The following is a 23,115-nucleotide window of genomic DNA, read 5'->3' as shown; positions in this document are numbered from 1 at the left end:
AAGAACGATCACCGGTCAGGCTACACGTGTGCCCAGAAACCCCATAAAATCGAAAAGCCCATAAGAAGGTTCAAAACTCGAAAGCGTATACGGAAATGGCGACCGTTATTTCGAAATCCTCGAACTTGTCGTCGGGGCGCATGGGCAGGGCGCCGTACGCCCCGAGGCTCGGCGATGTGCGCCATTCGGCCCGGCGAGGTCACGGTCGAGCGGCGTTACGAAGTCCTCCCGCTCCTCCGCCGTGCGGGAGCGTCGACGTTTCGCGTGGACCTCGGCGATTCGGCCAACCTCGTACCGAACCCGATTCGTGCGCGCCAAGGGTCGATGCATCAGCCACGACGTGTGCACTGCGCGACCGCGCGGAATCCGCATCGTCTCAAAAACGTGTGTTCGATATCGCGGTGCCGCTCGTTGACCCGTGCATCGCCAGTTCGTACACAACAACCGTGCATGGGAGTGCAGTTGACATCCGTTGACGCCATGGACGTACCAGCCGAGATCCCTCCGCCGCCACCCGCCGAGATTGTCTACAGCGGCGAGTACTCGACCAATCCGCTCGACAACGTCTCTTTCAGGCAGATGTGTACCAGGTTGCCGTCGGTGCTTCGGCGCATCACCCGGATGGCCTGGAGGCTCGACCGCTCAGCCGTGGTCATGCTCCTGGTCTGTCAGGCGGTCGCGGGCGTGGCCGCGGCAGTCCTGCTTGCCGCCACCGGTCATGCGATGCAGCCGATCCTGGGCCGTGGCCCGGTCGCGGACCGGCTTCACCAGGCGGTACCTGCTCTGCTCGTCGTGGCGGGCGCGGCTGCCTGCGGCCGCCTTGCGAGCGCGGTGTCTTCGTATACCGACGAGAGAATGACGCCGCCGCTGACCACGCACGCCGACACGGCCCTGGTAGCGGCGGTGTGCCAAGTCGAAAGCGCCGCCTACGCGCAGGACGGCTTTAGGAGGCGGCGGAGATGGGGGTGCTCCGTACCCACGTGATGGTCAACGACGCCCAACGGTTCATGGCAGCTCTGATCAGGATGATCGCGGCCAGCAGCGTGCTGTCCATCTTGCACCCGCTGATGGTGCCGTTGCTCATGCTGGCCTTGCTGCCGGCCGGCGTCGGTGCTGTTCTGTCCGCGCGAGTCGACTACGAGCTGCACTACTCGAATGTCGGTGATCGCAACGTGCGGCACATGATGCGGTGGTGGGCGACAACGCCCAAGCACGGCGACGAGGTTCGGGCCAACGGCATGACCAGCTACCTTCTGTTCTGGTACCGCGCGTTGTCGGAACGCATCGACCTGCGGCTTCGCGCGGGCGCCCCACGGACACTGAAGATCGCATTGGTCTCCTCCCTGGTCGGTGGCCTCTTCCTCGTCCTCACCTGGGCCGCGCTGGCCTGGCTGGCGGCAACGGGACGTATCAACCTTGCCATCGCTGCCACCGCCGTCGTCGCGGTGCAGACCACCCTGGCGGCACTGTCCCAGGTCGTCATCAACGGGGCAGCCCTCTTCCACACGAGCCTCTACCTCACCGACATGCAGGCCTTTCTAGATGACGCTGCCGACCGAGCCCCGAAGCGAGGGGAGGCGCAGATCGCGCTGCCGGTGGAGTCGATCTGCCTCGACGAAGTGGTCTACCGCTACCCGGGCAAGGAACACCCCGCCGTCGACGGGGTATCACTCCGGTTCCGCCGGGGCGAGATCGTCGCCGTCGTCGGTGAGAACGGATCAGGCAAGTCGACGCTGGTCCGCTTGATCACCGGGATCTACTTGGCGGACAAGGGGAAGGTGACCTGGAACGGGGAGGACCTGTCCCGTGTGAACCAAGAGTCCGTATGGGCATGCACCGGGCTCGTCCCCCAGCTCTTCGCCCAGTGGCCTCTCAGGGTCCGGGAGAACGTCACACTGGGGCAGCCCCGAACTATGGACGACGGGCCTGTGTGGGAGGCCGTCGACGCAGTCGGCATGCGCCAAGCGGTCGAGGACCTGCCCAAGGGGATGGAAACGCTGCTCGCCCGGGAAGTGTTCGGCGGTGTAGAACTCTCCGGCGGCCAGTGGCAGCGGCTGGCGTGCTCACGTGCGCTGTACCGCCTGCCCGAACTCCTGATCCTCGATGAGCCCACCTCCCAGATGGATCCGCGTGGAGAACATCAGATCTTCGAGGAGATCAAGCGCGTTGCCGCTGATCGGATCACCATCGTCGGCACCCACCAGTTGGAGAACACGCGCATCGCGGACCGTGTCGTCGTGATGGAACACGGGCGCGTGATCGAGCAAGGCCCCTACGAGTCCCTGGTCCATGCCGGCGGCCTCTTTGCCGAGCTACTCCGCCTCGCCAAGGACAGGTAGGAGCCGCTGCGTACTGACCACCAACCTCTCGTCGTTGTTGACCGAGTGGCAGGATGGCGGGCTGGACGCGTGGGTGCCGTGAATGTGGCAGAGCTGCCCTCCCGTGGTGTCCCCCCGGGCGGGCGGCTCGGCGGTGTACGGAAGGCCCCTGCTCGTGGATGAGCCGCGGCTACACTGCTGGGATACTTGAGCTTCACGTCCGTTTTGGTATCAGCCTCTGACTCCGGAGTTCGTAGGTGCAGCCTTTGACGTTCTTGCACGGGACGGAGACGTGGACGGCCGAGAGCGTTTTGCATGTCTATGCAGTAGTCGATCTCGCTGACCCCCGTCATGCGCCCTTGATCAACCTCATCACCGAGGCGAACAAGGCGCTGATCGACGAAGGGTTCCCGCTGTGCCCAGTCGAGCCGCGCTGGCTTCACATCAACATCGACCAAATCAGCGGGCGTCCAGCTGCCGATGTGCCGCAGGAAGAACGGCAGGCTTTGGTCGATGCCCTGCGGAAGCGGTTGGTGGCTGCCGAGCCGCTGGAGGTGATCGTTGGGTCGCTCCTGAGCTATCACACGGGGGTCATCGCCGACCTACATCCCGATGAAGGTCTCGCTTCGCTCCACGACGTCACCCGCGACACCATCCGAAGGGTGTGTGGCGATGAGGCGGCTCGCTACCCGTGGAGCGTCCAGCACTTGTCCACTGCGTACGCCTACGACCATGCCGACTCGGATGAGGCACAGCGCCGCTTGCGTCGTATTAGGCCAAGCCACGCCCCTCTGTACATCTCCGCCATCTATCTCGTCGACGTCACGGCCACGACCACCGAGAGGTCGAAGACCATGACATGGAAAGAGGTGGCCCGGATCCCTCTTGGGCCGGACGACTCCATGGCATGAGGCCTGTGGTGGCTACGTTTCCCATAGTACGGAATCTTCCTTTCGTCGTTGTCTCACTCGATCGACGGGGTCCGTGTGATCCTCTGCCCACAAGACCGACGACGGGGCGGCGGTGAGTACCTCTCCCCGGTGTCGCCGCAGTATCTCGAAGAACTGGAACGCTTCCACCAAGCCTGCAAGGACCTACAAGCCGCTATGCGTGCAAGTCTCACCGCTGCAGGCAGGTAAGCCGACGATCTCGCACGCGCTGTGCGCGGCGCTGGTCCCCATCGTCTTCTGCTGCCGCAGGAAGCTGATTCGGCACCGTCGATCAAGTGGTGCCGTCACGTAGCTTGGATGGCCGGTCTAGCCCGGACCAGGAACCCTTCGCTTCAGGCAGTGTTCTGACGGTGTCGGCCGGGAAGACTGGCCAGGCCCAAAGCCCCAGTAATCCTGATCCCGATGACAACGCGCTCCGGGGCCGAGGTCCGTCCCTATCGGCCGGCGTAGTGGGGGACGGCGCCTTCCGCCGCGGCAGCGTCGGTGAGGATCGCGGCCGTTCCCTCCGGGCTGGCCCAGAGTCCTCCGTCGACCTGACAGACAGACACATCTGCTTCACCGGGCCGGGGCGCCTGAATGTTGGCGCCCTTCTTGATGTATTTGCGATTGGTAACGCGAGCGACACCTGCGTCGGTGTCCATGGTCACGCCAACGGGTACGGCATGCGGGCTGCCGTCGGAACGAAGGATGGTCAGTGTGTGCAAGCGGTACTCACTCTAGGACTCTGGGTATCCGAGTCTCTGGCTGAATTTGTCCGCTGCATGATCAGGAGGATAGCCCAGCGGCTCGGGCGGATTTCGCCCACCCCATGCTCGATGCAGCTCCTCAGAGACTGGGCGTGAGATTGGTGCATAAGGTCACTTGTCACCACGAAACGGCTACCCCGAATATCTCGAATAGATAACGAAGCCATGTAGGCGAGGTGTGGGGGCGACCAATATGAACGTAAGGAAAAGTGGCAGCTCAGGGTCTTGATCGACATCCGCGTTGGTTGATTCGATGCATTTCGAAGAGGTGTTTTTCAGCCCCTTTGGCTCGCACGGAGAGTCTTGACGTTCTTGGTCCTGGGCGAGCCTCACGTAAGGTCCGGGAGGTTCCCGGGAGTCACCTCGAAAGGCTCCGGCCGGTTGACTTCCGTTCGCTCTTGCGACCAAGCGCACAGAAGAGACTCGGACGTCCTCGCAACCTCATCGCTTCGGCTGGTCCGCTCCATGCGGACGGTGCTGGTCTCGATGCCTGCGATCACCTTCATGAGTGCCGTCCCGGGGACGGAAAAGTTTTTGACCCGTGGTGGCTGACGCACGGCTCCGAGCGCGAGCCGTTCGGCCGGTACGAAAGGATTGCGCAATGTCTCCGGGAGAGAGCCGCCGTGGCGCGCCGGAATCTACGGTTCCCGTGAGGGAGCGGGCATGGCGGCGGCTGGGGCGATGGCGTACGGCCGAGAAGCGCACTGTGGAGCGCGGCCTGCACCGACGCCTGCGGCAGGAGCTGCGCAGCCTCGGCATCGTCCCGCCTCTGGACATGGATGAGCTTGTCAGGGCGTTGGGAGAGCGGCGTGGACGTCCGATGGTCCTGCGTCCCTTCGGGCTGGAGAAGCCCGGACCTTCGGGACTGTGGGTCGAGATGCCGGAGACGGACGTGATCCTCTACCAGGAGGAGACGACCCCGTTGCACCAGCGGCAGATCATCCTGCACGAACTCCTCCACATCCTCGTCGATGAGTGGGAGGAGGGCCGTGAGGCCACCGAGGTGTCCCGGGACGAGTTCGTCGAGGAGTGGTCAGTCCTCATGCCCGTCCTGGACCCCAAGCTGATCCGGCGGGTCGCCGCCCGATGCACGTACGAGGACGCGGAGGAGTGCTCGGTCGAGCTGGCGGCCACGATCATCCTGGAGTGGTCCTCGGTGGTGGATGCACTTCCTCCGTTGTCGGAGGACCCGCGAGTGCGTCGGGTTCAGTCTGCTCTGGGCGACCGCCGAGGGTGGTTGTAGGTCGTGGCGAAGTACCTTCTGCTGATCATCGCTGTCGCGGTCGCATGGCGGCTCCACCTGTGGCTCCGTGCTCCGCACGACGCTCCCACGCGGTCGGTGGCACTCGCCTTCCTGTGCATGGGGCTGTCGTATCCAGCGGCCATGCCGGGAGGCGCCAGCGGCATCGACACCCTCGCCGGGCACGGTATGGCCCGGCTCGCCCAGAACCTGTTGCTGCTGCTGGCGGTCTACTTCCTGATGTGCTTCTACCTGTACTCGGCGGACGGGCCGGGAGCGCGTCGTCGTGCCCAGTGGGAAGGCGTCGTCATGGCCCTGGTCGCGGTGGGGATCACCCTGGCCGCCGTGACCGTGCCACGGGACGAACTCGGCAAGCCGTACGTCACCGTGGACATGACGGTCCCCCAGATCTTCCTCTTCTACACCGTCGCCGGCCTGTACCTGATGTACTCGATCGGAGCCGCCGCATGGTGGTCGGCCGCCTACGCGCGCATGTCACGGCGGCCGCACGCCACCGGCCTGTGGATGACCGCGATCGGACTGGCTGCGATGGCTGCGGCCTCCGCGATCCGCGCGGTCTTCGTCACCGTCCGGTGGAGCGGTGGTTCTGTGCCGTATCGGGTCAACACCTACGCGTCGCTCTTGCTGGTCGTGTCCAGCCTGCTCTTCGCCGCGGGCGTCACGTACTCGGTTGCCCGCGCCAGGACCACCGCCACGCGGCTGTGGCTGCGTCGGCGACGCGATCACCGTCGGCTGGCCCCCCTGTGGCAGCTCCTGATCGAGGTCTATCCCCAGAACCACCTGCGGCCCGCTTCGTTGGGATTCTGGGACCGGTGGCGGGCACATGGCGTCCACCGCCGGTACCACCGCCGGATAGTGGAATGCCGGGACGGCCTGGTCGACATCAGCCCCTACGTGGTGGGCAGGGGGGAAGGCATGAACCTCCTGGACCTGGAGCCCGCTCAGCTGGCCCAGCGTCTGCGCGTCGCCGCCGACATGATCAAGAACGATGTTCCGGCACCGGGGCCGGCGGTCGCTTTGGCGATGCCGAAGGGGGACGACCGGGACGAGGACGTCCGTCAGCTGATTGCGGTGTCGGACGTACTCCGGCTGACCGCGTGACCACGAGAAAACGAGGAGACGAGACGACATGCTGATCACGGCCGGCCGGATCCTGACCGGTTCCGGGACGTATCTGGAGGACGGCGCCATCCTCGTCGAAGGCGCCACGATCACCACGGTCGGACCCCGCACGCGGCTCGCCGTCCGCGCTGGCGCGGACGAGACGCACTTCGCGTTTCCCGACGCGACGGTCGTTCCGGGGCTCATCGACACCCACGTCCACCTGGTGTTCGACGGAAGCAGCGACCCGGTGGCCGCTCTGCGCGCTTCGGACGACGAACACCTCCTGTCGGAGATGCGCCGACGAGCGGAGCAACTCGTTCGCAGCGGTGTGACGACGGTTCGGGACTTGGGCGACCGCAATCAACTGGCTCTGCGTCTGAACGAGGAGATCGGCCGCGGCGACACAGCTGGGCCTCGTGTCGTGTCCGCGGGCACCCCGTTGACCACGCCCGGAGGCCACTGCCACTTCCTGGGCGGCGAGGTCTCCGGCGAGGCGTCAGTCCGCGACTTGGTGCGACGCAACCTGGCGGCGGGTGTCGGCGTGATCAAGGTCATGGCGACCGGCGGCGGCCTGACCAAGGACGGGCCGAAGAGCTGGCAGAGCCAGTTCTCGGGGGACGAGCTTCGCGCTCTGGTGGACGAGGCGCATCAGGCCGGCGTGCCCGTGGCCGCGCACGCGCACGGGGTGGACGGCATCTCGGCGGTCGTGGACGCGGGTGTGGACACCATCGAGCACTGCTCCTGGATGACGGAGGACGGCTTCGGCCTACGCCGCGACGTACTCAAGAAGATCATCGATCGAGACATCGCCGTCTGCCCGGCTGTCAGCCCCCACTGGCAGATGGTGCCGCGTGTCTTCGGTGAGGAGCGGGCGAAGGTCCTTTTCGGGCAGGTCCGGGAGATGGCCGAAGCCGGAGTCAAACTCGTCGCCGGCACCGACGCCGGAGTGCAGCGGACCGGGTTCGACGGGTCGCTCGTACCCGCCCTCGCGTTCTACGCGCACCTAGGTATCACGAACGACAGGATCATCGACATGGCTACCGCCCACGCGGCCGATGCTCTGGGACTCGGCAGCTCGGTCGGCCGCATTGCCCCCGGCTTCTATGCCGACCTGCTGGTCGTCTCCGGAGATCCGCTGACCGACCTCGATGCCCTCAAGGAGATCCGTGCGGTGATCGCCGCCGGACAGATGCGCGAGCCGGGCTTTGGGACTCAGCAGCGGTAACCCCTCAGGAGGGCAACGACTCACGGAGGGTGGCCCGGCCCAAGCGGAAACGCCTTCGTTCTCCGATGCCCGCGCGAGAGTGGTCAGCGTCGTGATCTTCGGTGACGAGCCCGTAGGCAGTCAGACCCCAGATGGAAGGGCCCTGACGGGGACACGGATCACCGTCCGTCGGCTCGGAGCGGCCGCTGCTGTTCCGGAGGGGGTCCGGCCAGGCCTGACGTTCGGGCGTACGACTGGCGTGTCCTCGCGCTGACCTGCGCAGGTGTGCTGTTCCATGTGCGGGGACACGGATGACGGGACGGAAGTCCATGGTGCAAGAGCTGACGGCCACGTTGGATACGACGCTGGGACAGATCGTCGTGAGGCTGTTTCCGGAGTCCGCGCCGGAGACGGTCGCGAGCTTCAGTGGCCTGGCCCGGGGGACTTGGACGTGGCGAGATCCGCGGACGGGCGAACTGGGCTTCGGGCCGCTCTACAGCGGAACGATCTTCCACCGGGTGGTCGCTGGCCTCATGATTCAGGGAGGCGACCCGCAAGGCGATGGCACCGGAGGACCCGGCTGGGAGTTCCCGGACGAAATCGACCCGTCGGTGAATTTCGACCGGCCGTACATGGTGGCCATGACCACCACGGCGCCGGACACCGTCGGCTCGCAGTTCTTCATCACCCTCAGGCCTGCGCCGCAGTTCAACGGCCGACACACGATCATCGGCGAGGTGATCCAGGGGCAAGAGGTGGTCGACGCCATCGCGAAGATCCCTACTGGCCATAACGGTCGCCCCATCACGGATGTCGTCGTCCAGTTCATCAAGATCGACCGACAGGGGACCTGAGTCAGTGCGGTGTCACTCGCCTGTGTTTGTCTCCTTCTCCTCCAGCTCCGCCACCAACTCGTTGACCAGCGCCATGGCTTTCGGAGATAGCCCCTGTGCGCCGAGGCCACGAGCCCTCACCCGGCCCACGGCTCCCTTCTTGGCGGCGGCCAGGAGCTGAAGACCCTCGTAGACCTGGGCGGCCACGGTGTCATCCGGTTCGAAGTACATCCGTGAGACGCCGACGACCGCCGCCAGCGCGTCCAATACGGCAGGTGGCGCGGATTCGGCGGCGCCGGTACGGAGGTCCAGGAACTCCTCCTCGGTGATGATCTGAGCCCCGGCGTGGGCGTTCACCGCGCTGGCCATTTCCGCGTCGGAGGGAGGGCCAGGGGGGCTGGGGTACGAGTTGTCGAGGAGTAGAGTGATCTTCTCAGCCAGCGACTCGGGAGGGCCACCGGGAAGCGAGCCCGCACTCTCTCCCGACAACTCGGGTTTGTCGACATGCACTCCCTGTGCCTTGGCGATTGATTTGGCCTCAGCTCGCCGAAGCTCCTCCTTGCTGACCCCGTACGCCGACGCCAACGCCGGGACGTACTTGTCCTTGAGGCGTCGTTCGCCGCGTTCGGCCGCTGCTACTGGACCGGCGCTTCGGGTTCCGATCAGTTCGGCAGTCTCGTATTGGTAGTAGCCGGCGTCGCAGCGCAGATCGGTCAGATCGGGGGGACCGGACCGCGGGAACAGTTCGTCCAGGTCTCGTCCGAGCGCGCGGGCCAGGGCGGGCAACTTCTCCGGATCGGGAGTTTGCGCACCGCTCTCCCAGCTGGCGACCGCGGAGTCGGAGACGCCCAGGGCCTCGCCCACGGCGGCCTGGTAGATCTCAGCGGCACGCCGGACCGCACGCAGACGGCTTCGGTCGAAGTGGCGGGCAGGCATCTGACCTCGTTTTTTATGCAAGCTGGAGTCGATCCAGTGTGTTGACTTTTTCTCTAGCCGGGAATAGCTTCAGCTTAGCGAAGAGCGACTGGCATTGCACGCGGCTCGGTCTTCGCCTTCTGCCCTGCCAAGGCTCCCGGCCGAGGCAGGGTTGCTGGAGTGCAACCCCGGCATCCCATGCGCGGAGGGCTCCCAGGAGAAATCGGTACCGAGGGCTCCGTCCCTCGGGCGTTGGAACGTGTGCGGCTTCGAGCCTTGAGTGGGCGGAAGGCGCACCCCTCGGCCACTCCCTACCTAGAACGGGACCTGTGAGTGGCTGTCACGTGAGGAGTGCCGCATGTCTCTGCTGCGTCGAACGGACGTCAGAAACTGCATCTGGATCGAGATCTCGGGAACTGGGGATATCCGACCCCGCGCCAGTCCCCGCCCCTGCTGAACCTCGTTCATGCAGCGGTATATGTCGAGTTGGCGTCGGCTTCCCACAGTGTCCGCTGTCCGCTGGAGTGTTCACCACGTGTTGCATATGTTGCTGGTCCAACGCCGGCACCGCCGAGCGATGACCCCGTAATGGAGGAAAGCGAAACCACGCCCAGCGTCAACTCTGCGATTTCCAGCAGGAAATGAGGACGGCGCCCAGGAGTTAGCGGCTCCCGGGCGCCGAGCCCGCCACCCCTGAGGGTGCGGATTGATAACCGGGGCGAGTCGGCTGGCCTTTTCGACGAGAACGGCCGTCCCACCCCACCTACGAGTGAGGAATTGTCGCATGCCCGCGTCCCGAATCGGAAGGGCGATCACCGCCCGGCCTGCCAAGGCCGTTGAACCCACGGACGGTATCCGTCAGCACCGCCTGGCTGTCCTCCTGGCGGACATGGTGCCTGGTGCCCGCATCATCCGCGTCTCGCAGCGCCAGCCCGGCCAGACCTGGCCGAGTCCCTATACCCGCGCGTACGACGAGTGGGGACAACCCATACCTCTCAACCGGACCCAGCGAACCGCCGCCGCCCGCTGGGTGATCCGAGCCTTTCCCGGGGCGAACTGGGACGGGGCGCATGACCTCGACCTGACCACCGGGTCCCTGCGTCCCACGGCGGGGGCCTGCGCTCCATCGGTCGGGGGCCGCTGACCCGTGGCCCGGATCCGAACTATCAAGCCCGAAGCCTTCGCGTCCGAGTCGCTCGCCGCCGTCTCCCTCGCCGCCGAGCGGACCTTCTTCGGCCTCCTCACCCAGGCCGACGACCACGGCCGCTTCCGCGACCAGCCTGCCGTGATCACCGGACTGCTGTGGTCGCTGCGCCCGGAGCACGGACCCGTGGACGTCGAGGACGACCTGACCCAGCTCGCCGCCGCCCACCTGATCTGCCGCTATGGAGGCGACGACGGCAAGAGGTACCTGCACATCGTCACCTGGCGCCAGCACCAGAAGATCAACCGGCCGAGCGGCGTCCGCTTCCCGGCCTGCCCGCACCACGATGTCGAGCAGCCCGTTCCGGACGCACTGCGAACTCACGGAGACGGCACTGAGTCCTCCGTGAAGACCCACGGAGGACTCAGTGAGGGCTCACGTACCCGGGACGAGATCCCCAGCCCCCACAAAACTGCAGCTCAGAGCACACTTCGTGAGCCCTCGCGGAGCGCTCACGGAGGACTCAGTGAGCCCTCGATGAGCCCTCACGGTCCGGATCTAGGACCTAGGAACTTGGATCTAGGAACTACTTCTCCTTCGGGGGGCGCAGGCGCCCCCGCACCGGAGACCGTCTCGACTCAGCAGCTCATGGCCGAGTACGCCGCTGCCTGTGCTCACCGCCCGCCCAGCGGCGTACTCGGTCACCTCGGACGGGAGACCGCCAAGCTCCTCGCGGAGGGCATCGATCCGGACCACGTCCGGGCCGGTCTGGCCCGCCACCGGGCGAAGGGGCTGCACCCGAGCACCCTGCCGAGCCTGGTCCACGAGGCCATGAACGCCACCCCCACCAATTTGGTGCGGACGGAATCGCGGCCTAACGTGCCCGGTCACCGGGCCTGGGCCAATCCCGCCGACCCTGCCGCCGCCTACGCCGAGGAGCTGTGATGCGCGATCACGACGCCCAGCCCGTCGGCGGCATCGCCCGACGCCTGGCCAACATCCTCACCTCACGGGGTATCGACCCGGCCGCGCAACTCACCGACCCGGTCGAACCGATCCCCGCCCTCCAGGCGGCACAGGCCCGAATCCCGGCCCGCTACCGGGCAGCCGTCGCCGACCACCCGGCGGTCGCCGCCTGGGTCCGCGAGATCGCCGAGGCCGGTCGTCCCGGACCCGAGGGAGCCCGGGGCATCGCGCAGGGCCGCTCGCTGCTGATCGTCGGCACCACCGGCACAGGCAAGACCCACCAGGCGTACGGCGCGATCCGCTCGCTGCTCATCGCCGGCGTACGGCTGCGCTGGAAGGCGACCACGGCCGCCGACCTGTACGCCGAACTGCGACCCCGCCCCGGGCACGACGGCGAGCGGGAGCTGATGGACCTCGCCCGCTGCCCCCTGCTGATCATCGACGACCTCGGCGCGGCCAAGAACAGCGAGTGGACCGAGGAGATCACGATGCGGCTGATCAACCGCCGCTACAACGAGATGCTCCCGACGCTGGTCACCACCAACCTCGGCATGGCCGACCTGCGTCAGCACATCGGCGACCGGGTCGCCTCCCGGCTGACCGAGATGAGCGACAAGGTCATCCTCGACGGCCCCGACCGCAGACGAGCCCTCGCAGCCGAGCGTCGCCGCATCCCCGCCGTCTGATCCCCGCCGCGACCGGCTGCCACCACCTCCGCCTCCTTCACGCACCAACCCCTGGGACGCGCCTGCCCAAAACGCTCCCGGGGCGACCGGAGACACCCACATGCACAGCACCGAGAACCAGACGCCGCGCATCCTCGGCGACCTCACCTGGCACGACAGCGCCGCCTGCCGCTCGACGACCCATCACCAGGTCGATCCGGACATCTTCTTCCCCGAGCCCGACGAGATGGACCGCATCCGCGCTGCCAAGGCCCTGTGCGCGCAGTGCCCCGTCCGTGCCACCTGCCTGGACGCCGCCCTCGAAAACGGAGACCGCGACGGCATCCGGGGCGGCATGACCGAAGAGGAACGCGACCCCCTGCACCGCAAGCTCCACCGCCGCTGCGACTACGCCCGAGTCAACGCCGTACTCGACGGCCGCGACATCCACCTCACACAGGCCGAGCGCGACGCCGTCGTCATAGCCGCCTACCACGCCAAGGTGCCGGCCGAGCGGCTCGCCTGGCTGCTCAAAATCACCGAGGAGCACGCCGAGAAGCTCTACCGACGCACCCGCCGGAAGATCCGCAACCGCGCCGTCGACCACAGGAAGACGGTGAACGAGGGGAAGAAGAAGCCCAAGGCCAGCCCCACCACGAAGCTCAAGGCACCCGCAGCCGAGACCCCCGCACGTGGCGACCTCGGGACGGCCGCGTGAGCCACAACGCCCCAACACCGGCGCGGATGACCGGCTGGGACCGGGCCGCGATCGTCGCGCTCGGCAGCGCCGGATGCGCGCTCTCGTACGACGCCCTGCAACAGATGGCCACCGCCATCCACGTCCGAGGACCCCTCACGTTCCTCTTCCCCCTGGTGATCGACGGCTTCATCGCCTACGGAGTACGCGCCCTCCTGGTCCTGCGCACCGCCGCCTTCGCCGCCCGCCTGTACGTGTGGGCGCTGTTCGGCACGGCGACCACCGCCAGCATCTGGGCCAACGCCCTCCACGCCGTACGCCTCAACCAGCAGCATCCCGAAGGCGGCGGACTCCGACTCGGCGACGTCACCGTCGGCGCCCTGTCCACCCTCGCTCCGCTCGCCCTGGCCGGAGCCGTCCACCTGTACATCCTCATCGCCCGCCGGGTCACCGAGGCCGGTCACCACGGACACCCGGACACCGTCGCCGTCCGCACTGACCGGATCACCACTGACCGGCCGGAGACTCCGCAGGCGGCGGACGGACACCGGCCGGTCCCGGTCACCTCCGGGCACTCGGCCGCGCTCTCCCGGCCGGACAACGGCCGTCCGGCGGTCACTTCCGGCCCGGACGTGCCGCGAATGGCTGACCGGGAGGAGGCGTCCGGACACCACCCGCAGAGCGTCCCGGAGCCGGAGTCCACGCACGGCGGAGACACCACTGACCTGGGCGGACAGCCGGTCAGCAGACCTGCCCCGATCACCCGTCTCCGGCTCGCCGCCCCCACGGCCACCGAGCCGGAGACCAGCCGGGACACCGCCTCAGAGGCCTCGGACACCGGCGGCCCGGACACCGCCGCGTCGGCGAACACCCTCCTGCCGATCGCCCGCCAGGCGGTCGCCGACGCGGGCAAGGTCACCCGCGAGGTCGTCGCGGACGCCATCCGCGGACAGGGCAAGACGCTGTCCAACGACCGACTGACCGCCCTGATGCGACAACTCCGCGCCGAGAGCAGCCAAAAGTCGGCCACCAGGACCGGCTGACCGACCGGCCCGGACAGGCGGGCGGCCAGCGGCCACAACTTGGCCGCCCGCCCGCACCCCACCAACTCTCCTCCACACACCGGAGACACACATTGCGCACCACACCGACCACCCCGGCCGAAGCGGACGCCTGGATCACCGTGCTCCGGCGGTACGGCCACCTGCACCGTGCCGAACCCGGCCCGGACGGAACCTGGACCGTGCAGCGAACCCCCGCCAGCACGCCCCGCACCCTGCATCACCCGGTCCTCGCGCTCGACTTCGTCGCCGAGATCCTCCGCGACGTGCGCCGTACGAAGGCCCGGACGCACTGATGGCAGGCTCCGAATCACCCGAAACAACCTCTGACCTGCGGCAAGGTGACTGCCCGGCACGAGGCCGAGCAAGCTGTAGCTTCCGAAACTCCTCCGCGGCCACGGGCCGCGGAGGAGTTTCGGAAGCGCATGCCCCCGCCCCGGGAGGGGCGGCGGAAGCCCGGCACCAGGGGGCGCCGTGCTGGGAAGCCGCGACCGAGGGCGGATCGCGGCCAGGAGAGGACCCGAACCCGCCCGCCACTACGCGTACGCGCCCTCGCCTGCGTCAGAGCGTGCACCGTGACCAAGTCCGCAGCGTCCGACTGACCTCCGACGAACTCGCGTTGGTGAAGCACGCCGCGGAAGCCGTCGGCCTGAAGACCGCCGGGTTCCTCGCCGACGCCGCGGTCTCGGTCGCCCGGGACCAAGGAGGCCCGCAGCCTTGGCTGTTGGACCAGCGCGGCCGGGTCGAAGAACTGATGGCCGCCAGCGCACAGCTCGCCCGCGCCGGCAACAACCTCAACCAGGTGGCCCGCATCCTCAACTCCGGCGGTCAGGTGGAGTACGCGGACGACGCGGTCGCCCGCGTCCTGCGGGCCGCGGACCGGGTCGAGGCCGCCGCGATCGACATCGCACGGCGCTGACGGTGGTCCCCGACATCTCCACCGGCAGCCGCACGTACGGACTCCTCAACTACCTCTACGGACCCGGCCGCCGCGAAGAGCACACAGACCCGCACCTCGTCGCATCCTGGATGCCCGAACTCGCCCACGACCCCGGACGCGATCCGGCCGCCACTCTCAAGCAACTCGCTGACCGGCTCGACCTCCCCGTCCTCGCCCTTCCGAAGGACCTGCGCCCGGCCCGGCACGTCTGGCACTGCCCCGTGCGCACGGCACCCGGCGACCGCCACCTCACCGACGCCGAATGGGCCGAGGTCGCCCGCCGCATCGTCCACGCCACCGGCATCGCCGAACATGGCGACGACAAGGCCTGCCGTTGGATCGCCGTACGCCATGCCGACGACCACATCCACCTCGTCGCCACCCTGGTCCGCGAAGACGGCCGCCGCCCCCGCCGCCACGAGGACGGCATCCGCGCCCAGGCCGAATGCCGCAAGATCGAGAAGGAGTTCGGCCTGCAGATCCTCAACGGCGGCGATCGCACCGCCGCCCAGCGCCCCACCAGCGCCGAACGCTCCAAGGCCGAGCGAACCGGCCGGACCGAGACCCCCCGCGAGTCCCTGCGGGAGAGCGTCCGCCACGCCCTGGCCGGAGCCGCCAGCGAGGAGGAGTTCTTCCACCGCCTCGCAGAAGCCGGCCTTCGCGTCGAACAACGCATCGCCCCGTCCGGCGACGCACTCGGATACAAGGTCGCCCTGCCAGGCGACCGCAACCGCGACGCCGAACCCGTCTGGTTCTCCGGCTCGAAACTCGCCCCGGACCTCTCCCTCCCCAGGATCCGCCAGCGCCTGGAGGCCGGGCGCCTCGATGGCGAGCCCATCACGGACCATGGAGATGACCGAGTACCTCGCCCGGCCCCTGCACGGCGCCAGGCGGTCACGGTCGCCGAACGAGCCGTATCGATCCTCGACGGGGACGATGACGAAGACTCCGCCGCCCAACTCGTCGGCGCCGGCGAACTCCTCGACGCTCTCGCCCAGACCGCCCCGCCCTCGACCCGCGGGGAACTCTCCGAGGCCGCCCACGCCTTCGAACGCGCCACCCGCTCCCACATCCGCGCCGAGCGCGCCGACAACCGAGCCGTCCGCTCCGCCGCCCGCGGCATCATCCGCGCCGGCAACGCCCTCGGCAAAGGCGAAGACGGCGGCGCCACCGCGATGGTCCTGTCCACGATGGTCCTCGTCACCATCGCCGCCGCGCGCTGGCACTCCGCCCGCGGCCACGCCCAGCAGGCAGCCGCCGCTCAACGAGCCGCACAACACCTGCGCGGCGCCTACCGCTCGGCCGCCGCCGCTCCCATGATCGCGATGCGCGAGCAGGGCCGGCGCCTCCCCGAACCCGTACGAGAGGGGTACGCCAGCACTCTCGAAACAGTCCTGCCCGAGCATGCCGACTCCCTACGCCGCGAACCCGGCTGGGACGCACTCGTGGCCACCCTGGACCAGGCCGAGCGCGCAGGACACGACCCCGATGCCCTGCTCCAGCAGGCCATCGAATGGCGTGAACTGGACACCGCGGACAGCGTCACCGACGTCCTCGTCTGGCGAGTACGACGCATCGGCAAACTCCCCGCCACCATGGACCCGCCACGCGCCCGTACGAACGCGCAGACAACCCGATCACGCCCTCGCCCGTCCCCGCCGCAAGCGCCCGATGGGTCGGCCGACACCCGCCGTGTCGACTCCCGCCACCGGGGACCAAAGCGCTGAGCAGCACAAAGAGCTGGACACCGACGGCCGGCGCCTGTTAGGGCTGGTTGATATGGAGAAGGAGACAATGCAGATACTCGACGAAGGCCTCCACACTCAGAGAACCGTTCTGCCGGAGACGGCCCTCGGCGACGATCCTCTGCTGCGGCTCCAGCAGGAGACGCAACTCGGCGACGGCAGCATCGGCCTCCGCGCCACTACCCACCCCGAGGAAATCGTCATCACCGGGATCCCCGCGATGTGCTCGCGGTGCGGCGCCCGGCGCGACTGGATGGTGATCTGCGACCGCGACGAGATCAGCATCCGCTGCCGTTGCGCACACCAGTGGGTCGAGCGCGAACTGACCAGCGCGGACTACGAGGCGATGATCGACGTCGGAGGCCAGGACTACCCGAGCCTGGACGCCGCGGCCCACGCCGCAGGCTACGACGGCACACTCGTCGGCATCTATCTGACTGAGCCCAGGCCCGAATAGCCCTGCGGCCGGGCGCCGCAGACGTCGCGTGCTGACCCATGCACTCAGACTCACGAGGTTCCTTGCGAACGACCAGGTCTCGCCTCTGGACACACGTCAATTCTGTGGAATCAGGTTTGTCAATCAGGCGTGGGACGGTCAGAGACTCGCTGCTGTGACCACGATCAGGTCGAGGGCGGCCTCCAGCCCCTCCTCGGTGACCCCAGCGACGGCATCGCGGCCCTCGCCCTCCCCAGTTGCCTGGGGTTACCCTTGCCGGGCGGCGAGTACCAGGCAGGCCCCGCCGACGGCGGCCGTCAAGGCCGGAGGCCCGCGCCCTGCCCTGCGAAAGCGAGCGCGGACCCCCGGATCAGGTAGCCAGGGGCCGGTCCGTCCTCAACGGCCGGCCCACCAACTGAGCACGACCGGCACGGCCAGCAGCACGGTGTCCAGCGCGTGCCACGCGAAGGCGCCGCGCGCGGTCCTCGACCAGCGCACGAGCTGGCCGTGCCGGGCCTTCGACCGCGGTCGTTCTTCACGGTGGAGTGCCATTCTCATCCCTCCTTTCCTGTTCATCGCTTGGTTCGGGCGGCGGCCGTGCCCGGCGGTCCTCGGCCCCGCGGTCGCTGATGGTCGGCGGTCATCCCGGTTGCCTGAGCTGCTCGGCCTTCTGCCGCTCTCTCTCGGAGTTGCTCAGGTTCCCGTTGAACGGCGGAGCGAGTTGGTAGGTGTGCACCCACTGGAAGCCGCGCGGGGTGAGCGCGTTCTCCACCTCGTCGGTCCCGCTCTTCACCAGCAGCTGAAGGTCCAGCAGTTCGCCGATGCCGCGCGCCATCGTGTGGCGGTTCAGGCCCAGTGTCATGGCGCCGCGGGTGTCCTGCGGGAGGGTGAAGGTCTCTTTCCGCCGGCTCATCGCCGCCAGCAGGACGGCCTTGCCAGGCATCCCCAGCTTCTCGTGCAGGCCCTCGCGCCAGTAGGCGAAGGGAACCCGGAAGTAGACATCGTTCGCGGCACCGGAGGGGACGGTGTAGGGCCTCGCGAGCCCTCCGATCCGCCCGCCGCATTCCCGACGCTTGACGATTCGCTTGTAGCGACGGTGCTGTACCCGGTCGATCAGGCCCAGCTTCTCCAGGTGCTGCCACTGGCGGGAGACGGCCACGCTCGCCCCCTTGTCGGGGCGCATGTAGATGCCAGCTGCCCGCGCCCACAGCTGCGAGCGCTCGGTAACGCCGAAGTCGCCGCCGGTCGTGACGGCATAGACCAGCAGCAGCAGCTCCAGGGCGAGTGGGGCTCGCAGAAGCTTGGACAGGGGCCCCGGCCCGAAAGTCGGTTCCCCGTACTCGGTCCTGAAGCGGGTCCGGACGAACTCCTGACGGATCGGGAACTCTTCGTAGCGCCGCTGCGAGCGCCGCAACAGATACTCGATCGACTCTTCCCGGCTCATCACTCGCTCGGCCATGGCTTCCGCTCCCCTCCGTAAGCGCCGCCTCGGCGCCCCCGCGAAGAGCATGCCCCTACCGTGCGGTCCGGCCGAACCCCGACCGCACGTCCCGTGCCCCGTCTTCACCGGTGCCGGAGGAACTGATAGAGCCACACCCCCTATCACCCCCTTGAGGAAGGGTTGGGCTGGAATAGCAGCTCATCGAGCAGTGAGAGCGAATCAGACTCATCTCCAGGACCTCAAGGTTGCCGTCTGAGAACCCGTTGGCTGCGTAGATCCGTGGCAAAGAGCGAACCTGGGGAACACGCACACCTGGGCCCGTGCGCGTCCTGGGGCAGGGAAGCGGCCGTCCGTGCGTACGCGTCCAAGGTCCGCGGCGCACGACCGAGGTCCTCCCACGCCTGCAACCAGGTCGCCGCATCTTCATGCCGGGCCAGTACCGGCCACCTGGCCACCAACGCCGATGTACTGCTCAGGCCATTCCCCAGGTCCGTGGACGAAGCCGGGCTACATGATCACCCAGGCAGATTCCACGTAACTTCTAGCTGGTATGGGCGTAGGCAGAATGGGGCGATGGACGCTGGACTCACCGCGCTGCTCGGCGCCGCCGTAGGCTCACTCGCGACCCTCGGCTCCGCGATGGTCGCCGGACGTGCGGCGGCGCGCTCGCAGTTCGGCCAGTGGCATTGGCAGCACCGCCGGGACGCCTACGCGAACTACCTTTGCGCGCTGTACGACCGTGATGTCGCCTTGGACGTGGTACGCGACGCGCTGCGGGTTGACCGGCCGGACCTGCGGGATGTCGACGAGAAGATGGAGCACTTCGTCGCCCAGGCCCGCGGTGTCCACAGGGCCGCCGAGCTTGTCATCCTGGAGGGCCCGACCTCTGTAGTGGGGGCGCGGTACGGCGTCGTTCACGCGTCCGACGACCTCGCCGAAGTCGTGCGGCGGATGGTGCGTGACGCCCGCGCGGAAGACACCTCCCCAAGGCCGCGGACACCGCGCTCGCCGCCGAGCGGGAACACTTGCTCTACCAGGCCGTGAAGCACCTTCGCGTAGCGGCATCCGACGTCCTGGGCGACAGCGGGACACGCTAGTCCGCTCGTGGGCGCACCGGCGGTTTGCATCAGGAAGGCACCCCGGCTGTCGGATACAAGGCTGTGATGTCCCAGGCCACGAGGGCTGCCCCAGTCGTGGGACAGCCCTCGGAAGTTCGCGGTGAACGGATAGTCAGCGGGTCGCCAGGTGGTTGGCGAGGTGCAGCGCGTCGGTGGCGATGGACAGGGCGGCGTGAAGCCCGATGACCTCGTGAATCGTAGGGTGCACGACGGCGGTCCAGTCGCCGTGGAGGTCCGGCCAGCTGGCGAGGAGGACTTCGGCCGAGGCCAGACGGAGGTGAGCGGTCACATCCATTCCGTCTCCGAGGCGGGGCTCCCAGCTTAGGAGGACGGAGCCGGGTTGGAGGCGGTCGGCGTTGAGGTTGGTTATCCACATCGTGTGGATCGGTTGGGTGGGACGAGGAGGCACGCGGCGGAGGAGAGCGCCACGCGCGGACTGCGGCATGGGGTGACGAACCAGGTCACTGAGGAGCAGGCGTTGCGAGAAGTCGCGGGAGCTGATCGGTGAAGCAACCTGTCGTGCGTGCGGGCGGTACGTCATACGTTGGCCCAGTCCAGCTGGTTGCGGACGGCGGGCGGCAGCACGCACTCCTGGCCGTCTTCAGCGATATAGACGGCTCCGTTCGATCCAGTTATCTCTAGAATGCGGCCGATGTGGTGGGCATAGGGCCAGTCGGGATTGATGGCGAGGGACACAGGCAGGTCAGGGTCGAAGTTCTGGAGCTGACGGACCAGTTGGCCAACAGTGATCTTGTAGCGCAAGACAGTCTCCTGGGTGATGAGAGTTCGGAAGCGGGTGTCACAGCCAGGTGCAGTAGCGGGTGGGGAAGGCGATCAGAGCGGCGAGGAATCCCGCGACGGCCTGTGCCGGGGTGTCTGGTCCGAAGATCTGGCGCCAGGCAGTGGTTCCGTCGTTGTCCGCGACGTGGATGTGCCATAGCTCGCCGCGTACTGCCTGCCGGCGTTCGGGGAGAAAGCCCACGTAGACGCGGCGGTCGGGGCTGGAGTAGTGGACGTTGCGGTCCACGTCGGCGACGACGTCCCATCCCTGGTCCTTGAGAAGGTCGGTCACGGGTCGGGCGCGGTGATATTCGAGGAGCCACTCACGCTCGCCGAGAGCCGGCCGAGGAGGTTCTGCAGGGGGCTGGAACGGGGCGGTGGTGGTGAGCGTCACGAACAGGGAACCCTTCGTTGACCTGCTGCTTTTCCGGGCTCCCGTACGTTGACATGGTCTTGGCCGGCGTCTCCAGTCGTTGCCCGCAGTGTGCGTCTGCCGTGGGCGAACTGCGGCGGGTGCGAGGACTGCTGTCCGTCCAGCGCGGAATGAAGCGGAGGTCTGCTCAGCTGGTGCGGGAGCGGCCGGTCGAGGGCCACGTGGAGAGAAGAGTGAGGAGCGGGCTTGAGCAGCGAGGAGATTCGCGTGCACGATGAGGCTGCCGACGACGTTGAGGCGGCGTCGTTGGGCTGGTCCCGGATGGCTGACGGCCGCCGGATCGAGCTGAGCGTGGGCGAACTGGCACGGCTTGTGGGCGTCGAGACCGACGGTTCCATGTGAGCGTGTGTACGAGTGAGGCGGCAACGGCTAACTTCAAGCAGAACGAGGCCTGTTGTGAGGAGGGCTTCGGTGCGTCGTGGCGTCGGGGCTCGACAGGTCCCTTGACGACTTCGTCGTCGGCGAGTTGGGGCCAGGAGCGCCCGCCTCGGTCTGAGACTCCGCTGACCGACTCAACGACCGGGCCAGGCCCTCGGTGAGGTAGGCCTCCGAGTATGTGTCGATGACGTCAGATGGGGTCGCGCGCCTCTCCCAACGGAAGACCATGGGCGCACGCCGACAGCACGCGGAATCATGGGGCATGAGTCCAGATGGCTGGCACCTCACCGAAGATATCGGCGACTTTCTCGCTCGTGCCGGATACTTCGTGCGCTCGCGTCCCATACTTCACACCGTCCCGCTGACGGCGACCGAGGCCCTGCGTACGCGCGGGGCCGGCACCTATGGCGCCGTCCCCATCTTCGGCCTGCTGGCATGCGGGCGAGGTCCGTGCGACCTTCTTCCGTACTCCGTCCCGCCCCCTGACCCTCACTCCCTCACCCTCGAAGAGGCCGACAGCCTCGCCGCCCACCTAACCGACCTCGGTCACTCCCTCCCCGGCGTAAACGCGGACCACGACGCCGCCACACCCTTCGCCGAGGCTTGGCAGCGGCGCGCCAGCGCGCTACCGACGCTGCACGAGCGCGAGCGGCCTCTATGAGTGGTTCCAGAGTCGGCACAGCTTGCTCAGTGAAGAAATCCCACACGGCGCACCGCAAGCCATTGCTCTACCTGTATGCGGTCGCTTGGCGGCAGGCTGAGGTCGTTGGCAAGGTCGGCGAGTAGGCCAGCAAGGTCAGCGAAGCACGTTTCACTGAGCCGCGACAGAGACCAGATTGCCCCCAGGCGGTCAGCGCTGGGGTCTCGGGCAAGGTCACGCAACAGGGCGGTACCGCGTGGGCGATCCAGACGCGCAAGACGCGCAGCCGCCCCCACCCGGTCGCACGCGCCGAGGGTGGTGTCCCAGGCGAGGCGAACGAGGAGGTCGGTAGTACGGGCGTCGCCGAGGTCCGCCAGCCGGTCTGCGCATTCCCTGCGGAATACCCTGTGCAGGCTGGGTTCGAGACCGAGCCGGTAGAGGAGGTCAGCACCGCGGGCATCACCGAGCTCCGCCAGAGACTCGGCCGCCCACACGCGCTGGTCGCTTATGTCGGCGAGGGACTCGTCATCTTCGAACTCGGCATCGAGACGGTCAGGATCGAGACCGACAGCAGTGTCGCCGGCCAGAGCAACAAGAAGGTCGCCACCCCGCACGTCATCCAGGAGATACAAGATCCGCGCCGCATTCACGCGGTGCCAGCTGTCGCGGGTGGCGTCCCGGGCAACGTCATCGAGCAGGGAGACGGCGGTCTCGGTGATCGGAACAGGGATTCGTGTTCCCAGCTCTGCTTGCAGAGCGACCACATTGCATCCTTCGACTCCTCCGATGCTGATCACGTGCTTGAGGAGTCGGGTTACCTCACGGCTATCAGGTATGGCCTCGAGGAGGAAACCGAGATAGGACGCGTGGCTGAGTCTCCAGACCATCTCCTTCCGCCAGATGTGCTCTTTGAGGGGACGTACGTGGATCCAGCGCCAGCGTCCGTACCACCGGAGGTGGAACATGTTGTGAAGCGTACGGGCGAGAGCCTGGGCGTTGCGGGTGGCATGGCGTACGGCGCAATACTCGAGCAGCGTCTGATGCAGGAACTCGAACTTGTCGGCGCGTTCAATGAGCAGGCCACTGCTCCGCAGGACGTTCCCGAGAAATCTGTCCCATACTGGCTGCGGTACTCGCTCGGGGCGCTTGGCCTCCGGTTGGGAGGCCAGGATCGCGACGGCTGGTGTGTCCTTCCCCACGTGCCGCTCGGCGGCGAGGCGATCGATCAAAGCAGGGAGACTGCTTAGAAGTTGTTGTCTTTCAGGACGTGATCGACGCGTTTCCGCTGGTCGGGGATAGGAGTGGTGGTTCCGTGGGAGTGGTGGCCTGTCGGGTTGTCG

23 protein-coding genes and 1 pseudogene are annotated in these 23,115 nt (G+C 67.6%); 17 read left to right on the top strand and 7 right to left on the bottom strand.

Annotated features, from left to right (window positions below; translation table 11 throughout):
- The first annotated feature begins 480 nt into the window (after window positions 1–480).
- Together ACWGKQ_RS18775 and ACWGKQ_RS18770 are read left to right on the top strand one after the other, a co-directional pair.
- A pseudogene (locus tag ACWGKQ_RS18775) lies at window positions 481–2,339 on the top strand (ATP-binding cassette domain-containing protein).
- A 338-nt stretch (window positions 2,340–2,677) separates the two neighbouring features.
- Window positions 2,678–3,229, top strand: a complete 552-nt coding sequence (locus tag ACWGKQ_RS18770) for a 2'-5' RNA ligase family protein (RefSeq protein ID WP_453293027.1) — start codon at window positions 2,678–2,680, stop codon at window positions 3,227–3,229.
- A 473-nt stretch (window positions 3,230–3,702) separates the two neighbouring features.
- Here ACWGKQ_RS18770 and ACWGKQ_RS18765 read toward each other — a convergent pair whose 3' ends face one another.
- A complete protein-coding gene (locus ACWGKQ_RS18765) occupies window positions 3,703–3,972 on the bottom strand; it encodes a hypothetical protein (RefSeq protein ID WP_453293026.1) in 270 nt (89 codons plus the stop codon).
- 691 nt (window positions 3,973–4,663) lie between these two features.
- Between ACWGKQ_RS18765 and ACWGKQ_RS18760 the strand changes: the two genes are divergently transcribed.
- The 4 genes from ACWGKQ_RS18760 to ACWGKQ_RS18745 all read left to right on the top strand — a co-directional run bounded on the left by ACWGKQ_RS18760 (window position 4,664) and on the right by ACWGKQ_RS18745 (window position 8,437).
- Window positions 4,664–5,257: a hypothetical protein gene (locus ACWGKQ_RS18760; RefSeq protein WP_453293025.1), complete on the top strand. Its 594-nt coding sequence runs from the start codon at window positions 4,664–4,666 to the stop codon at window positions 5,255–5,257.
- Between the two features lie 3 nt (window positions 5,258–5,260).
- Complete coding sequence (locus ACWGKQ_RS18755) at window positions 5,261–6,376, top strand: MAB_1171c family putative transporter (RefSeq protein ID WP_453293024.1); 1,116 nt, start codon at window positions 5,261–5,263, stop codon at window positions 6,374–6,376.
- A gap of 28 nt (window positions 6,377–6,404) precedes the next feature.
- Window positions 6,405–7,604 carry an amidohydrolase family protein gene (locus ACWGKQ_RS18750; RefSeq protein WP_453293023.1) on the top strand — a complete coding sequence of 400 codons (1,200 nt, stop codon included), beginning with the start codon at window positions 6,405–6,407 and terminating at the stop codon, window positions 7,602–7,604.
- 308 nt (window positions 7,605–7,912) lie between these two features.
- Window positions 7,913–8,437, top strand: a complete 525-nt coding sequence (locus ACWGKQ_RS18745) for a peptidylprolyl isomerase (protein ID WP_453293022.1) — start codon at window positions 7,913–7,915, stop codon at window positions 8,435–8,437.
- Window positions 8,438–8,449: 12 nt separating this feature from the next.
- Here ACWGKQ_RS18745 and ACWGKQ_RS18740 read toward each other — a convergent pair whose 3' ends face one another.
- Window positions 8,450–9,352 carry a helix-turn-helix transcriptional regulator gene (locus tag ACWGKQ_RS18740; protein WP_453293021.1) on the bottom strand — a complete coding sequence of 301 codons (903 nt, stop codon included), beginning with the start codon at window positions 9,350–9,352 and terminating at the stop codon, window positions 8,450–8,452.
- Window positions 9,353–10,478: 1,126 nt separating this feature from the next.
- On the opposite strand from ACWGKQ_RS18740, the gene ACWGKQ_RS18735 reads away from it, so the two are divergent.
- From ACWGKQ_RS18735 to ACWGKQ_RS18700, 8 genes are all read left to right on the top strand, one after another.
- Complete coding sequence (locus tag ACWGKQ_RS18735) at window positions 10,479–11,420, top strand: hypothetical protein (RefSeq protein WP_453293020.1); 942 nt, start codon at window positions 10,479–10,481, stop codon at window positions 11,418–11,420.
- Window positions 11,420–12,127 (top strand): ATP-binding protein, encoded by a 708-nt coding sequence (locus ACWGKQ_RS18730; RefSeq protein WP_453293019.1) that lies wholly within the window; start codon window positions 11,420–11,422, stop codon window positions 12,125–12,127. Before ACWGKQ_RS18735 ends, ACWGKQ_RS18730 begins: the two co-directional genes overlap by 1 nt.
- A gap of 100 nt (window positions 12,128–12,227) precedes the next feature.
- The gene (locus ACWGKQ_RS18725; RefSeq protein WP_453293018.1) at window positions 12,228–12,824 is read left to right on the top strand and encodes a WhiB family transcriptional regulator; all 597 of its coding nucleotides are present in this window, start codon (window positions 12,228–12,230) and stop codon (window positions 12,822–12,824) included.
- On the top strand, window positions 12,821–13,846 hold the full coding sequence (locus tag ACWGKQ_RS18720) for a DUF2637 domain-containing protein (RefSeq protein WP_453293017.1): 1,026 nt from the start codon (window positions 12,821–12,823) through the stop codon (window positions 13,844–13,846). The genes ACWGKQ_RS18725 and ACWGKQ_RS18720 overlap by 4 nt, the downstream gene beginning before the upstream one ends.
- 92 nt (window positions 13,847–13,938) lie before the next feature.
- Window positions 13,939–14,160: a hypothetical protein gene (locus ACWGKQ_RS18715; protein WP_453293016.1), complete on the top strand. Its 222-nt coding sequence runs from the start codon at window positions 13,939–13,941 to the stop codon at window positions 14,158–14,160.
- 272 nt (window positions 14,161–14,432) lie between these two features.
- Complete coding sequence (locus ACWGKQ_RS18710) at window positions 14,433–14,783, top strand: plasmid mobilization protein (RefSeq protein WP_453293015.1); 351 nt, start codon at window positions 14,433–14,435, stop codon at window positions 14,781–14,783.
- Between the two features lie 2 nt (window positions 14,784–14,785).
- Complete coding sequence (locus ACWGKQ_RS18705; protein WP_453293014.1) at window positions 14,786–16,531, top strand: relaxase/mobilization nuclease domain-containing protein; 1,746 nt, start codon at window positions 14,786–14,788, stop codon at window positions 16,529–16,531.
- 67 nt (window positions 16,532–16,598) lie between these two features.
- Window positions 16,599–17,006 (top strand): hypothetical protein, encoded by a 408-nt coding sequence (locus ACWGKQ_RS18700; RefSeq protein ID WP_453293013.1) that lies wholly within the window; start codon window positions 16,599–16,601, stop codon window positions 17,004–17,006.
- A gap of 375 nt (window positions 17,007–17,381) precedes the next feature.
- Here the strand turns inward: ACWGKQ_RS18700 and ACWGKQ_RS18695 are convergent, their stop codons facing one another.
- Together ACWGKQ_RS18695 and ACWGKQ_RS18690 are read right to left on the bottom strand one after the other, a co-directional pair.
- Entirely contained in the window at window positions 17,382–17,537 is a 156-nt protein-coding gene (locus ACWGKQ_RS18695; RefSeq protein WP_362573828.1) for a hypothetical protein, read from the bottom strand.
- A gap of 88 nt (window positions 17,538–17,625) precedes the next feature.
- Window positions 17,626–18,444 carry a hypothetical protein gene (locus ACWGKQ_RS18690; RefSeq protein ID WP_453293012.1) on the bottom strand — a complete coding sequence of 273 codons (819 nt, stop codon included), beginning with the start codon at window positions 18,442–18,444 and terminating at the stop codon, window positions 17,626–17,628.
- Between the two features lie 555 nt (window positions 18,445–18,999).
- Between ACWGKQ_RS18690 and ACWGKQ_RS18685 the strand changes: the two genes are divergently transcribed.
- Window positions 19,000–19,470 (top strand): proline dehydrogenase, encoded by a 471-nt coding sequence (locus ACWGKQ_RS18685; RefSeq protein ID WP_453293011.1) that lies wholly within the window; start codon window positions 19,000–19,002, stop codon window positions 19,468–19,470.
- A 186-nt stretch (window positions 19,471–19,656) separates the two neighbouring features.
- Here the strand turns inward: ACWGKQ_RS18685 and ACWGKQ_RS18680 are convergent, their stop codons facing one another.
- From ACWGKQ_RS18680 to ACWGKQ_RS18670, 3 genes are all read right to left on the bottom strand, one after another.
- On the bottom strand, window positions 19,657–19,833 hold the full coding sequence (locus ACWGKQ_RS18680; protein ID WP_453293010.1) for a hypothetical protein: 177 nt from the start codon (window positions 19,831–19,833) through the stop codon (window positions 19,657–19,659).
- Between the two features lie 248 nt (window positions 19,834–20,081).
- Window positions 20,082–20,306 (bottom strand): hypothetical protein, encoded by a 225-nt coding sequence (locus tag ACWGKQ_RS18675; protein ID WP_453293009.1) that lies wholly within the window; start codon window positions 20,304–20,306, stop codon window positions 20,082–20,084.
- A 37-nt stretch (window positions 20,307–20,343) separates the two neighbouring features.
- Window positions 20,344–20,616 (bottom strand): DUF317 domain-containing protein, encoded by a 273-nt coding sequence (locus ACWGKQ_RS18670; RefSeq protein ID WP_453293008.1) that lies wholly within the window; start codon window positions 20,614–20,616, stop codon window positions 20,344–20,346.
- Between the two features lie 327 nt (window positions 20,617–20,943).
- On the opposite strand from ACWGKQ_RS18670, the gene ACWGKQ_RS18665 reads away from it, so the two are divergent.
- Together ACWGKQ_RS18665 and ACWGKQ_RS18660 are read left to right on the top strand one after the other, a co-directional pair.
- Window positions 20,944–21,099, top strand: a complete 156-nt coding sequence (locus ACWGKQ_RS18665; RefSeq protein WP_453293007.1) for a hypothetical protein — start codon at window positions 20,944–20,946, stop codon at window positions 21,097–21,099.
- A gap of 1,083 nt (window positions 21,100–22,182) precedes the next feature.
- Window positions 22,183–23,022, top strand: a complete 840-nt coding sequence (locus tag ACWGKQ_RS18660; protein ID WP_453293006.1) for a hypothetical protein — start codon at window positions 22,183–22,185, stop codon at window positions 23,020–23,022.
- Window positions 23,023–23,115: the final 93 nt, after the last annotated feature.

It is taken from the genome of Streptomyces sp. NPDC054770, assembly GCF_053611985.1.
Note: the sequence above shows the minus strand (reverse complement) of the source record. Positions and strands in the feature narration are given on the sequence as shown.

Bases quoted from the DNA above. Each gene is read 5' to 3' on its own strand.
- ACWGKQ_RS18750 (WP_453293023.1), top strand. From the start codon at position 6,405: ATGCTGATCACGGCCGGCCGGATCCTGACCGGTTCCGGGACGTATCTG.
- ACWGKQ_RS18745 (WP_453293022.1), top strand. From the start codon at position 7,913: ATGGTGCAAGAGCTGACGGCCACGTTGGATACGACGCTGGGACAGATC.
- ACWGKQ_RS18740 (WP_453293021.1), bottom strand. From the start codon at position 9,352: ATGCCTGCCCGCCACTTCGACCGAAGCCGTCTGCGTGCGGTCCGGCGT.
- ACWGKQ_RS18730 (WP_453293019.1), top strand. From the start codon at position 11,420: ATGCGCGATCACGACGCCCAGCCCGTCGGCGGCATCGCCCGACGCCTG.
- ACWGKQ_RS18725 (WP_453293018.1), top strand. From the start codon at position 12,228: ATGCACAGCACCGAGAACCAGACGCCGCGCATCCTCGGCGACCTCACC.
- ACWGKQ_RS18700 (WP_453293013.1), top strand. From the start codon at position 16,599: ATGCAGATACTCGACGAAGGCCTCCACACTCAGAGAACCGTTCTGCCG.
- ACWGKQ_RS18695 (WP_362573828.1), bottom strand. From the start codon at position 17,537: ATGGCACTCCACCGTGAAGAACGACCGCGGTCGAAGGCCCGGCACGGC.
- ACWGKQ_RS18690 (WP_453293012.1), bottom strand. From the start codon at position 18,444: ATGGCCGAGCGAGTGATGAGCCGGGAAGAGTCGATCGAGTATCTGTTG.
- ACWGKQ_RS18685 (WP_453293011.1), top strand. From the start codon at position 19,000: ATGGACGCTGGACTCACCGCGCTGCTCGGCGCCGCCGTAGGCTCACTC.